This window comes from Burkholderia pyrrocinia (assembly GCF_001028665.1).
GTDB classification, from domain to species: domain Bacteria; phylum Pseudomonadota; class Gammaproteobacteria; order Burkholderiales; family Burkholderiaceae; genus Burkholderia; species Burkholderia pyrrocinia.
In genome coordinates, this window is record NZ_CP011504.1 from 2930440 (window position 1) to 2944780 (window position 14341).

Below are 14341 nucleotides of genomic sequence, written 5' to 3' on the forward strand. Positions count from 1 at the left end.
TAGCGCCGGCCCGGCCGGCGCCAGGTGCTTACCGGTGGCCGAGCTTCGCGAGCAGCGCCTCGGCGGCGGGTTCCGACGACGCGGGGTTCTGCCCCGTGATCAGCAGCCCGTCGGTGACGACATGCGGCGCCCAGTCGGCGCCGCGCTCGAACGCCGCGCCGTTGGTCTTCAGCATGTCCTCGACAAGGAACGGCACGACTTCCGTCAGCTCGACAGCCGCTTCCTCGCTGTTGGTGAACCCCGTCGCGCGCTTGCCGCGCACGACCGATTCGCCGGTTGCCGGGTTCTTCACGTGTCGCAGCACGCCCGGCGCGTGGCAGACGGCCGCGACCGGCTTGCCGGCTGCGAGCGTGCGCTCGATCAGGCCGATCGAATGCAGATCCTCGGCGAGATCCCACAGCGGGCCGTGGCCGCCCGGGTAGAACACCGCGTCGTAGTCGTCGGCCGACACGTCGGCGAGCTTGCGCGTCGATGCGAGTTCGGCCTTGGCCGCCGGATCGGCGTCGAAGCGGCGCGTTGCGTCGGTCTGCGCGGACGGATCGCTGCTTTTCGGGTCGAGCGGCGGCTGGCCGCCCTTCGGCGAAACCAGCGTCAGCTCGACGCCCGCATCCTTGAACGCGTAGTACGGCGCGGCCAGTTCCTCGAGCCAGAAGCCGGTCTTCTTGCCGGTGTCGCCAAGCGTGTCGTGCGAGGTCAGGACAACCAGAATCTTCATGATCGAAACTCCTTCGAAATGGGGGGAACGGGGCCGCGCGACCCGGTTTCGGCCGGCACGGCACGCCTGTCGGTTAGTCAGATACCGCGCGTCAACGTGCCGCTCGCGGATCCGAAATACCGCATGATCCTATTAGACCAGTCGTCTAGGAAAAATCCGAAAAAAACGACGGCGTCTCGCTGCACGTTCGGCATCGCAGTGCGATATGGCATTTTCGCGTCCGCGTTGCCCGAGCCGGGAGGTGTCGTCGCATTCGTCAGGCCGGATGATATCCGCTGATTAGACCGGTCGTCTAGAGAACAGGCATTCATCCCTGCAAGCGTCATGGCCTTTTCGACCGGGCACGATCGGCAATGTCCGTCACCGATCGCGCCCTGTCCGGATCCGTCGTGCCGGCTAGCCGCGCACCGGGCCGTCGGTATCGCCGGCTTCGATTACCGGCGCCTCGAGCCGATGCTCGCGAGCGCCGTCGTCCAGCCGCTTCAGCATCAACTCCGCCAACGCACGCCCCGACGCATGCCCGGTCGGCTGCATGACCGCCGTCACGCGATGCGGATGCGCGAGGTCCGGCGGCACGCCGTCATAGACGATCAGCGACACGTCCTGCCCCAGGCGCAGCCCGCTGTCCGCGAGCGCCCGAAACGCGCCGCCGCCCGCGATGTTGTTGTCGACCAGCAGCGCCGTCGGCCGCCCGGCGTGCGCAAGCAGCGCCCGCGCGGCCTGCAGCCCGCCGTCGTGCGTAAACGCGCACTCGACGAGCAGCGCCGGATCCGGCTCGATACCGGCTTCGTGCAATGCCGACAGATAGCCTGCGCGACGCTGCGCGGCGAAATTCAGCGCCAGCGGCGCGCTGATCATTGCGATCCGCCGGTGCCCGAAACCGATCAGCCGGCGGACGGCATCGCGCGCGCCCGCCTCGTTGTCGAAATCGAACCACGCATACGGCTCGGCCGCTTGCGTGCGGCCGTACGCGACGTACGGAAACGCGCTCGACTGCAGGTACGCAATGCGCGGATCGTCGACGAGCGTGCGTGCGACGATCAGCCCGTCGACGAGCTTGCCGTCGACGATCCGCCGATAGGTGTCCAGTTCCGCATTCGGTCGCGCAGACGCGATGATGAAATCGAGATTGCGCTCGGCCAGCCGCTCGGTGATGCCCGCGACGACCTCGCCGAAACGCGGATCGCCGAGATCGCCCGCGCCGAACGGATAGACGATCCCGATCACGTCCGCCCGCCCGGTCGCGAGCCGGCGCGCGGTCGGGTCCGCCACATAGCCCATTTCCCGTGCAGCCTTCGCCACGCGTTCGCGCGTCGCTTCGCTGACGTCGTCGTAACCGTTCAACGCGCGGCTGACCGTCGTCCGCGACAGCCCGAGCGCATCCGACAGCGCCTTCAGATTCACCTTCACCGTCGCTCCTCGCATTCGCTTGTCCGCCCGGCCGCCCGGATGCCCGTACGCCGGATGCCCGTACGCTTCAATCGGGTAATTATTTCCATTTGGTAAGCATTACCGTCAAATAAATATCTTTTGCGTCCCAAACCGGTTTGAAATACTATCCAAACCGGTTTGGACATCGATGCCACCTTCAGCCGTTCCCTTTCACCGTCAACTGAAATAACGTCGAGATGACACACTTTCCTTTTTGCCGCACGACTGCGGCCAAACGTTTGCTGTTCGCTGGCGCGGCACTGGCCGCCTTCGCGTCCGCGTCGTCCGTTACGCACGCGCAGAGCGCCGGCGCCCCTGTGCCCACGCCGCATACGCAGCAGGCCTACGATCCCGAAGGCAACTTCACGATGCGCTGGACCCGCGCGGACATCCGCCAGATCGTCGCGCAGTCGCACACCGCCGGCGCCGACAGGAACTCGCTGCCGCAAGCGCTGACGATGCCGGACATCCCGCAGGATTTCCCGCTGATCAACTCGAACGTATGGGTCTGGGATACCTGGCCGCTGGCCGACCTGCGCGCGAACCAGCTCAGCTACAAGGGCTGGGAGGTGATCTTCTCGCTCACCGCCGATCCGCACGCGGGTTACACGTTCGATGACCGCCACGTTCACGCGCGCATCGGCTTCTTCTACCGCCGCGCGGGCATCCCCGCGTCGCAGCGCCCCGCGAACGGCGGCTGGACCTGGGGCGGCCACCTGTTCCCGGACGGCGCGAGCGCCAAGGTGTTCGGCACCGCGCCGATGACCAACAACGCCGAATGGTCGGGCTCCGCGCGCCTCACGCACGGCGACAAGGTCAGCCTCTACTACACCGCGACGTCGTTCAACCGCTCGGCGCCCGGCGGTGCCGACATCACGCCGCCGCAGGCGATCATCACGCGCGCCGACGGCCACATCCATGCCGACGACAAGCACGTGTGGTTCAACGGCTTCGACGATCACAAGGCGCTGCTGCAGCCGGACGGCAACTACTACCAGACCGGCCAGCAGAATACCTACTTCTCGTTCCGCGATCCGTTCGTGTTCACCGATCCCGCGCACCCGGGCAAGACCTACATGGTGTTCGAAGGCAATACGGGCGGCCAGCGCGGCGCACGCACCTGCACCGAGGCCGATCTCGGCTACGCGCCGAACGATCCGTACAAGGAAGATCTCAACGCGGTGATGAATTCGGGCGCAGTGTATCAAAAGGCCAATGTCGGCCTCGCCGTCGCGACGAACCCGCAGTTGACCGAATGGAAGTTCCTGCCGCCGATCCTGTCGGCGAACTGCGTCGACGACCAGACCGAGCGCCCGCAGATCTACCTGAAGGACGGCAAGTACTACCTGTTCACGATCAGCCACCGGACGACGATGGCCGCGGGCGTCGACGGGCCGGACGGCGTGTACGGCTTCGTCGGCAACGGCATCCGCAGCGACTTCCAGCCGCTGAACGGCGGCAGCGGCCTCGTGCTCGGCAACCCGACCGACTTCTCCGCACCGGCCGGCGCACCGTATTCGCAGGATCCGAACCAGAACCCGCGCGAATTCCAGTCGTATTCGCATTACGTGATGCCGGGCGGGCTCGTCGAGTCGTTCATCGATGCGATCGGCGCGCGTCGCGGCGGCACGCTCGCGCCGACGGTGAAGGTCAACATCAACGGCACGTCGACGGCGGTCGACCGCGCATACGGACGCGGCGGACTCGGCGGTTACGGCGACATCCCGGCGAACCTGCCCGCGACGGGCGCCGGCCACAACGACGGCCCGGGTACTCGCCCGTAACGGCCGCGGCGGGCACCGCCCGCAGGCAGTGAGGCGGCGCACATCGCGCGTGTCGCGTGCGCGCCGCCTTTTTTCTTCCGCAATTCGCGCGTGCCGCCGTCACAAGCGGCATGCGCCCTCCTTTCCCGCTTCGCGCGACGGAGCACGGAACCCCGTATGAGATCGACGTTTTTCCGCTTTTCCTTCCGGATCGCCCGGCTGCTGCTCGGCTGCGTGGCCTGCACGCATGTCGCCGCCGCGACCTGCGGCACATCGCCCGAAAACGGCACGCCGCAATGGCGCCCCGCGCTGCATTACACGCCGCAGCGCAACTGGATGAACGATCCGAACGGGCTCGTCTACGACAACGGTCGCTACCACCTGTTTTATCAGTACAACCCGGTCGGCAACGACTGGGGCAACATGTCCTGGGGCCATGCGACCAGCACCGATCTCGTTCACTGGCGCGAGCATCCGGTCGCGATGCGCGCGAACGCCACCGAGGAAATCTTTTCCGGCTCGATCGTCGCCGATACGCGCAACACGTCGGGCCTCGGGTCGCCCGGGCAAGCGCCGCTGGTCGCGCTCTACACGAGCGTCTACAAGGACGGCTCGGGGCACGTGCCCGGCACGCAGGCGCAGTCGCTCGCTTACAGCGTCGACCACGGCGCGACGTGGCAACCCTACGCGCACAACCCCGTGCTCACGCTCGATCCCGAATCGAAGCAGTTCCGCGACCCGAAGGTGTCGTGGTACGCGCCGGGACGCTACTGGCTGATGACGACGGTCGTCGCCGATGCGCACGTCGTGAAGCTCTATCGTTCCGACGACCTGATCCACTGGTCGTTCCTGAGCGACTTCACGTTACCGGACGTGCCGCACGCAGGCGCACTGTGGGAGATGCCCGACCTTGTGCCGCTGCCGCTCGACGGCGATCCTCGACACATCAAGTGGGTGATGATCGTCAATGTGAATCCGTGGTCGGTCGCGGGCGGCTCGGGCGCGATGTATTTCGTCGGCGACTTCGACGGCCGCACGTTCACGCCCGATCGGGTCGCGCCGGCCGGCTCCGATCCGGCCCGATTCCGCTGGGTCGATCACGGCGCCGACTTTTATGCCGCGGGCACCTTCGCGGGCGCGCCCGGCACTCGACCGGTCGCGATTGCGTGGATGAGCAACTGGGATTACGCCGCGAAAGTGCCGACGACGCCGTGGCGCGGCGCGACGACCCTGCCGCGCGAGCTGGCGCTGAAGACGATCGACGGCGAACCCCGGCTCGTCGCCGCGCCGGCCGCCGCGTTCGACGCGTGGGCGGACGGCCGGCCCGCCGTGCATGAAGGCGAGCTCGCCGTCGAGTCCGCCACGCGCGAGCTGTCGGCCGCGACGCGCGGCGTCGTTCAACGCATCACCGTGACGATCGCCCCGCAGCGCGCGGCGCGCGCGGGCCTGATCGTCCGGCGCTCGGCGGACGGCACGACCGGCACCCGGATCGTGTACGACACGGCGAAACGCACGCTGACGCTCGACCGCTCGTTGTCCGGCGAAGCGAATTTCGCCGGCACGTTCAGCCGCGAGCACATCGTCGACCTGCCGCTCGAACACGGGCAACTGCGGCTCGAAATCGTCATCGATCGCGGGTCGGTCGAAGTGTTTGCGAACGGCGGTCGCGTCACGCTCACCGACCTGGTCTTTCCGCCGCTCGACGCTGACCGCGTCGCCGTGTTTGCCGAGCACGGCCGCGCGACGTTCTCGGGGCTCACGGTGACGCAACTCGAAGCCGGCGGCGATACGCGTAGCGCCTGTACGGCGCGGTAGGTGCGGTAGGCGCGGTTCGCGAGCGTCGCCCCCTTCGCGCATGTGACGGGGACCGTCCGCCCGGCGTTGCGTCGGTCGGTTGCGGTCCCCGCCTGTGTCGCGGCTCAGAGCAATCCCATCCCGCCCGACGCGATGATCTCCGCGCCGACGATGAACGCGGATTCCGCCGCGCTCAGGTGCAGCACCGTCGACGCGATTTCGTCCGGCGTGCCGAACCGGCCGACCGGGACGAGGCCCTTGATCTTCTCGGCCGTCTCGTCGAGCGTCGCCGCATCGAGCCCGAGCTTGCCGTACAGCGGCGTCTGAACCGGCCCCGGGCTCACGACGTTCACGCGCACGCCGTGCGGCAGCAGTTCCGTCGACAGCGTCTTCGCGAACGAATTGACGGCCGCCTTGCTCGCCGCGTACACCGACGAGCCGGGCATCCCGATATGCGCGTTGATCGAGCCGTTGATCACGATCGAAGCGCCGCGGTTCAGCAGCGGGACCAGCGACTGGATCTGGAAATACGCGCCCTTCACGTTGGTGTTGAACACGAGGTCCCACATGGCCTCGTCGCTGTCCGCGAACGGCGCGAGTTTCGCGACGCCCGCGTTGATGAACACGGCGTCGAGCCGTGCGCCCGCGGCGGCGATCGCGTCCGCCAGTGCGCGGGCCGACGCGACGCTGCCGGCCTCGTTGCGGATCGCGAGCGCGCCTGCGCCGAGCGTTTGCCGCGCGGCTTCCAGCGTCTGCGCGTCGCGTCCGGTGATGATGACCCGCGCGCCTTCGGCCGCGAATGCCTTGGCGGCCGCCAGGCCGATGCCGCTGTTGCCGCCCGTGACGAGGACCGTTTTTCCTTCGAAGCGTTGCATGATGTTCTCCTGTGAACCGGTGAGTTGACCGTGAACACAGGATGCGCTCGGCGCCCGGACATGCCGTACGACGGGGGCGACGAACATGTTCGAAATCGTCGAACATGTTTGATTGGGCGCTCCGTCGTCGTTTTCCGTCTCAGCCAGTCACGTCGATCCCGTCGAGCAGGCGCTGCGCGAGTCTGGGTTCGCGCAGTTGCTCCAGCCACCATTGCAGCGCGCGGCCGTCGCGGTCGCCGTGCCACGCGACATACAGCACGTTCGGTTCGCGCGGGTTGGCCGTCTGTTTCTCGACGAGTTCGCCGCGCGCCAGCAGCGACGCCACCCGCCGGCGCGGCACCCAGCCGACGCCGAGCGCGTCGCGCTGCGCGAGGATCTTCGCGCGCATCGACGGCACCGCGAGCACGGCCTGTCCGCCGAGCAGGCCATACGCGCGGCCGGCCGCGCGCCGCGACGAATCGGCGACGACGACCGCGCGATGCGCGCCGATCGCGTCACGCGTCAGCGCGTCGCTCGCGGCGGCCAGCGGATGGCGCGGCGACACCGCGAACACCCACTCCATCGCGCCCAGCTCGAACCATTTGAAACCCGGAATCGCCGGCGGCTCGTTGGTCGCGCCGACGACCAGATCCGCGCGACCGTCGCGCAGCGCTTCCCAGGTGCCGCCGAGCACCTCGTGCGTGAAGCGCAGCGACACGCCCGAATCGAGCGCGTCGAACGCGCGGACGACCGGCAGCAGCGTATCGAACTCCAGCACCTCGTCGCTGACGATCCACAGCCGGTCCTCCCAGCCGCTCGCGACCTGCCGCACGCGCTGCGTCAGCCGCGCGACGTCCAGCGCCAGCCGCGACGCTTCGTCGGCCAGCAATTGTCCGGCCGGCGTGAACTGCAGCCGGTAGCCGCGCCGGTCGAACAGCAGCGCGTCGAAACGCGTTTCGAGCTGGCGCGCGGCGTGCGACACGGTCGACGGCGCCTTGCCGAGCCGCGCGGCGGCGCGCGACAGGCTGCCGGTCGCGCGGATCGCGTCGAGCAGCGCAAGTTCGTCTTCGGACAGCATGGGGTCGCTCCGGTGTGGGGTTGGTCTGGGGTGGTCGTGGCTCCCGTGGATCGTAAGGCAGTGGCGGTCGGCGGTCCAATCGGACAGCATTCGATGCGGCGAATGGGCGGGCTGGTATCGAACGCAACATCCCGCCAACCCGAATCCGCGCACCGGCGGCATACTGGCGGCACACCGATTCCGGCAAAACAGCATCAATCGAGGTAACCACTGCGATGGACATCGCGATCCGCATCGAAGGCCGTCACGACCTCACCGGGCAAATCTTCCGGCAACTGCGCACCGCGATCGTCGACGGGCGCCTGGCAGGCGGCGCACGGCTGCCGTCGACGCGCGACCTCGCGAAGCAGCTCGGCGTATCGCGCAAGACGACGCTCGACGCGTTCGAGCGTCTCGTCGCCGAGGGCTACCTGAATACGCGTGCGGGCGACGGCACGTTCGTCGCCGACGGCCTCGCGCGCGTGCCGCACGCCGCGGCCATGTCGGCGCCGTCGATCGTCGAGGACACGCCGCGCGTCGACGCGGTCGACGCGCGCGCGCTGTGGAACGACCTGCCCGACGCGCTCGCGATGCCCGCGCCGCAGGATGCGCCCGGCTTCGACTTCCGCGGCGGCGTGACCGACAAGACGCTGTTCCCGTTCGACGCGTGGCGGCGCTGCCTGCACCACGCGCTGCGCCAGCAGGCGCGCGGCCCCGGCCAGTACCACGACCCGGCCGGCGACCCGCAGCTGCGCGGCGCGATCGCGCGCTACGTCGCGTTCAGCCGCGCGGTCGCGTGCAGCTGGGACGACGTGCTCGTCACGCAAGGCGCGCAACAGGCGCTCGACCTGCTCGCGCGCGTCGTCGTGCGGCCCGGCGACGTGGTCGCGGTCGAGGATCCCGGCTATCCGCCGGCGCGCGCCGCGTTCGCGTCGCTCGGTGCGACGGTGATCGGCGTGCCGGTCGACGCGCACGGCCTCGTCACGGAACGGCTGCCCGACGAAGCGCGCCTCGTCTACGTGACGCCGTCGCACCAGTTCCCGCTCGGGATGCCGATGACGCTGGAACGGCGCATCGCGCTGCTCGAATGGGCGCAGCGCCGCCGCGCGGTGATCATCGAGGACGACTACGACGGCGAGTTCCGCTTCGAAGGCCGGCCGGTGGAATCGCTGAAGAGCCTCGACCGCACAGGCCTCGTCGCGTACGTCGGCACGTTCTCGAAGACGATCTTCCCGGAACTGCGGATCGGCTACGCGATTCCGCCGCGCGCGCTGCGCGGCGCGCTCGCCAAGGCAAAGCAGATCGTCGACTGGCACACCTGCACGCTGACGCAGGCGGCGCTCGCGCGCTTCATGCTCGAAGGCGATTTCGCGCGGCACCTGAAGCGTGTGCAGAAGCACTACGACGCGCGCCGAAAGATGCTGATCGCGCATCTGCGCGGCGAACTCGCGCCATGGTTCGACGCGATCGTGCCGACCGCCGGCATCCACCTCGCCGCGCACCTGAAGCCGGGGCTCGACGAAGCGGCGCTGGTTCGCGCCGCGCGCGAGCAGGACATCGGCCTGTACGGGATCTCGGCGTTCCACGTCGGTGTGCCGGTCCGCGCGGGGTTGCTGTTCGGCTATGGCGGGATCGACGCGCTGCGCATCGACACGGCGCTCGCGCAACTGGCCCGGCTGCTGGATTCGGACGGTTTCGGCGCCCCGGCACTGGTTACCTGAATTTACACAGAATTGGCTATTCAAGCAGGCCAATCGGAGTCTTAAAGTGGGTCCTGTCGCGCCACCGTGCGCACCAACCGAACAAGGACCTGCCATGCAACAGCGCCTGAACTTCTATACCGCCAGCCCGAATGCGATCAAGGTGATGCGCAACGCCGAGGACTTCCTCGCGAAAAGCACGATCGAGAAGCCGCTCGCCGAACTCGTCCGCCTGCGCGCGTCGCAGATCAACGGCTGCGCGTTCTGCGTCGACTTGCACACGACCGACGCGCGCAAGGGCGGCGAAACCGACCGCCGCCTCGCAACCGTGGTCACGTGGCGCGAAACGCCGTTCTTCACCGAGCGCGAGCGCGCGGCGCTGGAATGGACCGAGGCGCTGACGCTGGTGGCAAGCAACCACGTGCCCGACGCCGTCTGGGAAGCCGTGAAGCCGCACTTCAGCGACGAGGAACTGTTCGACCTGTCGATGCTGATCGCGACCATCAACACGTGGAACCGCTTCGCGATCGCGTTCCGCAAGATGCCCGAGTAAGGAGACGACGATGATCCGCTCCACGCTCCATCGCGCCGCCCTGTACGCGGGGCTCGCGCTCGGCGCCGCGCTGCCGACCGCCGTCCATGCGCACGACGCCGGCGACAACGTGCACGCGATCATGCAGCAGGCCGTGCCCGAAGCGCCCGGCAAGCTCGCCGTCGTCGCGACTGTCGACTATGCGCCCGGCCAGGCTTCCGAAGCGCACCGGCACCTCGGCTCGGTGTTCGCGGTCGTGTCGAAAGGCGAAGTGCTGTCGCAGGTCAACGGCGGCCCGTTGCATCGCTATCGCGCCGGCGAAGGCTGGTACGAGGCGCCCGGCTCGCGCCATCAGGTGTCGCGCAACGCGAGTGCGACCGAGCCAGCGCAGCTCGTCGTGTTCGGGCTGACCGGCGAACACGAGCCGCTGAAGTCGCCGATCGATCAGTGACGACGTTTCGGGGGCGCGAACCCTGTCAGGTCCGCGCCTCCGCTTTGCGACCGGCTTCCCCACCGGTACCGTGCCGTTTCGCCATCGCGCTGTTTCGACGCTTCCCTCCGCCGTTTCCCCATTAGCCGCTCCCTACACTTCGCCGCCGGCACCCTGCCCGCCGCCGTGCCGCCTCCCAGCTCGTCCGCGCCGCCATTCGACGCGCGCCTGATCGCGATCAACGCGGGCGAAAACCCTTCCTTGAAATTAACTAACTCATCAATTAGCGTCGTCTGCATGAACGCGAAATCCACCGTCGCCAGGCCGCGCGGGCGCCGCCCGTCGGTGGACGATTTCGACCTGCGCGACCACATGCTCGACGTCGCGATGCAGTTGTTCGCCGAGCGCGGCATCGCCGCGACGACGGTCGCGCAGATCGCCGCCGCCGCCGGCGTCACGTCCGCGATGGTCCACTACTACTTCACGAACCGCGAGCAGTTGCTCGATGCGATCGTCGAGGAGCGGCTCGCACAGGTCATCGCGTTCGTGTGGCGGCCGACCGAGCCGCAGATCGAGAACGATCCGTTCGCGCTCGTCGCCGAACTCGTCGACCGCTTCTTCGACGTCACGCATCGCATGCCTTGGCTGCCGTCGATCTGGCTGCGCGAGATCGTCCATGAAGGCGGGCTGCTGCGCGAGCGGATGCTGCGGCGGATTCCGCTCGAGCATGTCGGGCGTTTCGCCGAACGCGTCCGCGCCGCGCAGCAGGCCGGCACGCTGAATCCGGCGCTCGAACCCGCGTTCCTGTTTCATTCGATCATCGCGCTCGTGATGCTGCCGCTCGCGACCGCGAAGCTGTGGCAAAGCGCGCGCGGCCTGCCGCCGATCGATCGCGACGTGCTGCACCGGCACGTCCGTGCGCTGCTCGGTTCCGGCCTGCAGCCGCCGGCCGCCGCGCCCCGCGCGCGAGCCCGCTCGCCGCGGAGGCCGTCATGAACGCGGCCCGCGCACTGCCGCTCGCGCTGGCCGCCGTCGCGCTGCTCGCCGGTTGCGGACGGTCGACGGACAACGGCACGACCTACCAGGGCTATGTCGAAGGCGAATTCGTGTACCTGTCGTCGTCGCAATCGGGCACGCTGACGCAGTTGTCGGTCGCACGCGGCCAGGCCGTCGTCGCCGGCGCGCCGGCGTTCTCGCTCGAAGCCGTGAACGAAACGGCCGCGCTGCTGCAGGCACAGCATCAACTTGCCGCGGCGCGTGCACAGCTTGCCGACCTGCAGACCGGCAAGCGCCCGCCGGAAGTCGCCGTCACGCAGGCGCAACTCGCGCAGGCCACCGCACAGGCCGCACGGGCCGCCGCGCAACTCGCGCGCGACGAACGCCAGTACGCGGCCGGCGGCCTGTCGAAACAGCAGCTCGACGATACGCGCACGTCCGCGCAAACCACCGCCGCGCAGATGCGCGAGCTGCAGAACCAGGTCGACGTCGCGCGCCTGCCGGGCCGCGCGCAGCAGGTCGCCGCGCAGGCCGCGCAGGTCGACGCGGCGCAGGCGGCGGTCACCGAAGCGCAATGGAAGCTCGACCAGAAGCGCGTCGCCGCGCCCGCCGCCGGGCACGTGTACGACACGCTGTACCGCGTCGGCGAATGGGTGCAGGCCGGCAATCCGGTTGTGCAAATGCTGCCGCCGCAGAACCTGAAGGTGCGCTTCTTCGTGCCGGAAGCCGCGATCGCATCGCTCGCGCCGGGGCGCGCGGTCGCGATCCGCTGCGACGGCTGCGCGGCCGACGTGCCCGCGCGCATCACCTACGTGTCGAGCGAGGCCGAATACACGCCGCCCGTGATCTACAGCAACGAGAGCCGCACCAAGCTCGTGTTCATGATCGAGGCGCGCCCCGCCGTCGCGGATGCGCCGAAGCTGCATCCGGGCCAGCCCGTCTCCGTGAGGGTGCAATGAATGCGCCGGCCGCTCCGTACGCGATCGACGTCGATCGCCTGAACAAGCGCTTCGGCGACAAGCACGTCGTGAAGGACGTGTCGCTGCGCGTCGCGCGCGGCGAGATCTTCGGCTTTCTCGGGCCGAACGGCAGCGGCAAGACGACGTCGATCCGGATGATGTGCGGCCTGCTCACGCCCGACTCGGGCAGCGGCACCTGCCTCGGCTACGACATCGTGCGCGACAGCGCGCAGATCAAGCGACGCGTCGGCTACATGACGCAGCGCTTCTCGTACTGGGACGACCTGTCGATCCGCGAGAACCTCGATTTCGTCGCGCGCGTGTACGGAATGCCCGACCGCAAGGCTGCTGTTGCACGCGCGCTCGACGGGCTCGGCCTCGCGAGCCGTGCGGACCAGCTCACGGGCGCGCTGTCGGGCGGCTGGAAACAGCGCCTCGCGCTGGCCGCGTGCATGCTGCACGAGCCCGAGCTGCTGCTGCTCGACGAGCCGACCGCCGGCGTCGATCCGGCCGCGCGCCGCGACTTCTGGGAGGAACTGCACCGGCTGGCCGCGCAAGGGATTTCGGTGCTCGTCAGCACGCACTACATGGACGAAGCAGAGCGCTGCCACAAGCTCGCGTACATCGCGTACGGCGAACTGCTCGCGCAGGGCACGTCGGCGGAGATCGTCGCGTCGCAGCACCTGTCGACGCGCACGATCACCGGCGAGCACCTGACCGAACTGTCCGCGCGGTTGCGCACGATGCCCGGTGTCGATCAAACCGTCCTGTTCGGTTCCGCGCTGCACGTGAGCGGCCGCGATCGCGCGCTGCTCGACGCGACGCTCGCGCAGGTCGCGGCGCAGGCCGACGGGAATGCGGCGTTGCAAGTCGCGCCGATCGACACCGGGCTCGAGGACGTCTTCATCTACATGATGGGCCGCGCATCCGGGCCGCCCGGCGGAGCATCGTCATGAACGCGTGGGCGGGCCTGCGCGAATGGTTCTCGGTCGCGCGCTGGTGGAGCATCGTGCTGAAGGAATTCCTGCAGCTGCGCCGCGACCGCGTGACGTTCGCGATGATCGTCGGCGTGCCGATCATCCAGCTCGCGCTGTTCGGCTTCGCGATCAACACCGATCCGAAGCACCTGCCGACCGCGGTGATCGTCGCCGATTCGAGCCCGTTCGCGCGCAGCTTCATCGCCGCGATGCGCAATTCCGCGTATTTCGACATCGTCGAGACGCTGCCCGACGAAGCGGCCGGCCGGCATGCGCTCGCCCGCGGCGACGTGCAGTTCGTGCTGAGCGTGCCGGCCGATTTCTCGCGGCGGTTGCTGCGCGGCGAGCGTCCGGCGCTGGTCGTCGAGGCGGACGCCACCGATCCCGTCGCGACCGCCTCGGCGATCGGCGCGCTGCCGGGCCTCGTGCAGCCCGTCGCGGACAAGGACCTGACGGGACCGCTCGCGCACCTGAACGGCCGCCCGGCCGCGTTCGACGTCGTGCTGCACCGGCTGTACAACCCGGAGGGCATCACGCAGTACAACGTCGTGCCGGGCCTGATGGGCGTGATCCTGACGATGACGATGGTGATGATGACGGGCCTCGCGATCACGCGCGAACGCGAGCGCGGCACGATGGAGAACCTGCTCGCGACGCCCGTGCGCCCGCTCGAGGTGATGACGGGCAAGATCGTCCCTTATGTGTTCATCGGGCTGATCCAGGTGTCGATCATTCTCGCGGCCGCGCGGTTCGTGTTCGAGGTTCCGTTCGTCGGCGGCGTGTTCGCGATCTACCTGTCCGCGCTGCTGTTCATCGCCGCGAACCTGACGGTCGGCATCACGCTTTCATCGCTCGCGCAGAACCAGTTGCAGGCGATGCAGCTCGCGGTGTTCTATTTCCTGCCGAACATCCTGCTGTCGGGTTTCATGTTCCCGTTCGCCGGGATGCCGAAGTGGGCGCAGTTCATCGGCAACCTGCTGCCGCTCACCTACTTCAACCGCCTCGTGCGCGGCATCCTGCTGAAAGGCAACGGCTGGGCCGACCTGTGGCCGTCCGTGTGGCCGGTCGCACTGTTCACCGTCGTCGTGATGGGCATCGCGCTGCGCTTCTACCGGCGCACGCTCGATTAGGCG

General features: G+C 68.6%; 13 protein-coding genes. 9 read left to right on the forward strand and 4 right to left on the reverse strand.

Annotation, left to right across the window (positions count from 1 at the left end; all coding sequences use genetic code 11):
- Positions 1-28: 28 nt before the first annotated feature.
- Entirely contained in the window at positions 29-715 is a 687-nt protein-coding gene (locus tag ABD05_RS29125) for a type 1 glutamine amidotransferase domain-containing protein (protein WP_047903393.1), read from the reverse strand.
- Positions 716-1111: 396 nt separating this feature from the next.
- Positions 1112-2140 carry a substrate-binding domain-containing protein gene (locus ABD05_RS29130; RefSeq protein WP_047903394.1) on the reverse strand — a complete coding sequence of 343 codons (1029 nt, stop codon included), beginning with the start codon at positions 2138-2140 and terminating at the stop codon, positions 1112-1114.
- Positions 2141-2343: 203 nt separating this feature from the next.
- On the opposite strand from ABD05_RS29130, the gene ABD05_RS29135 reads away from it, so the two are divergent.
- Together ABD05_RS29135 and ABD05_RS29140 are read left to right on the forward strand one after the other, a co-directional pair.
- The gene (locus tag ABD05_RS29135; protein WP_047903395.1) at positions 2344-3930 is read left to right on the forward strand and encodes a glycoside hydrolase family 68 protein; all 1587 of its coding nucleotides are present in this window, start codon (positions 2344-2346) and stop codon (positions 3928-3930) included.
- 156 nt (positions 3931-4086) lie between these two features.
- On the forward strand, positions 4087-5724 hold the full coding sequence (locus ABD05_RS29140; protein WP_047903396.1) for a glycoside hydrolase family 32 protein: 1638 nt from the start codon (positions 4087-4089) through the stop codon (positions 5722-5724).
- Positions 5725-5828: 104 nt separating this feature from the next.
- On the opposite strand, the gene ABD05_RS29145 is transcribed toward ABD05_RS29140, so the two are convergent.
- Positions 5829-6578, reverse strand: coding sequence for an SDR family oxidoreductase (locus tag ABD05_RS29145; protein WP_047903397.1), 750 nt, complete (start codon positions 6576-6578; stop codon positions 5829-5831).
- Positions 6579-6717: 139 nt separating this feature from the next.
- Complete coding sequence (locus ABD05_RS29150; protein ID WP_047903398.1) at positions 6718-7635, reverse strand: LysR family transcriptional regulator; 918 nt, start codon at positions 7633-7635, stop codon at positions 6718-6720.
- A gap of 215 nt (positions 7636-7850) precedes the next feature.
- Here ABD05_RS29150 and pdxR point away from each other — a divergent pair, with 215 nt between their 5' ends.
- From pdxR to ABD05_RS29190, 7 genes are all read left to right on the forward strand, one after another.
- On the forward strand, positions 7851-9335 hold the full coding sequence (pdxR, locus tag ABD05_RS29155) for a MocR-like pyridoxine biosynthesis transcription factor PdxR (RefSeq protein WP_047903399.1): 1485 nt from the start codon (positions 7851-7853) through the stop codon (positions 9333-9335).
- 94 nt (positions 9336-9429) lie between these two features.
- Entirely contained in the window at positions 9430-9867 is a 438-nt protein-coding gene (locus ABD05_RS29160; RefSeq protein WP_047903400.1) for a carboxymuconolactone decarboxylase family protein, read from the forward strand.
- A gap of 10 nt (positions 9868-9877) precedes the next feature.
- Positions 9878-10297 (forward strand): cupin domain-containing protein, encoded by a 420-nt coding sequence (locus tag ABD05_RS29165; protein ID WP_047903401.1) that lies wholly within the window; start codon positions 9878-9880, stop codon positions 10295-10297.
- Positions 10298-10573: 276 nt separating this feature from the next.
- The gene (locus tag ABD05_RS29175) at positions 10574-11272 is read left to right on the forward strand and encodes a TetR/AcrR family transcriptional regulator (protein ID WP_047903403.1); all 699 of its coding nucleotides are present in this window, start codon (positions 10574-10576) and stop codon (positions 11270-11272) included.
- The gene (locus tag ABD05_RS29180; protein WP_047903404.1) at positions 11269-12231 is read left to right on the forward strand and encodes an HlyD family secretion protein; all 963 of its coding nucleotides are present in this window, start codon (positions 11269-11271) and stop codon (positions 12229-12231) included. Before ABD05_RS29175 ends, ABD05_RS29180 begins: the two co-directional genes overlap by 4 nt.
- On the forward strand, positions 12228-13187 hold the full coding sequence (locus ABD05_RS29185; RefSeq protein ID WP_047903405.1) for an ABC transporter ATP-binding protein: 960 nt from the start codon (positions 12228-12230) through the stop codon (positions 13185-13187). The genes ABD05_RS29180 and ABD05_RS29185 overlap by 4 nt, the downstream gene beginning before the upstream one ends.
- A complete protein-coding gene (locus ABD05_RS29190; RefSeq protein ID WP_047903406.1) occupies positions 13184-14338 on the forward strand; it encodes an ABC transporter permease in 1155 nt (384 codons plus the stop codon). The genes ABD05_RS29185 and ABD05_RS29190 overlap by 4 nt, the downstream gene beginning before the upstream one ends.
- Positions 14339-14341: the final 3 nt, after the last annotated feature.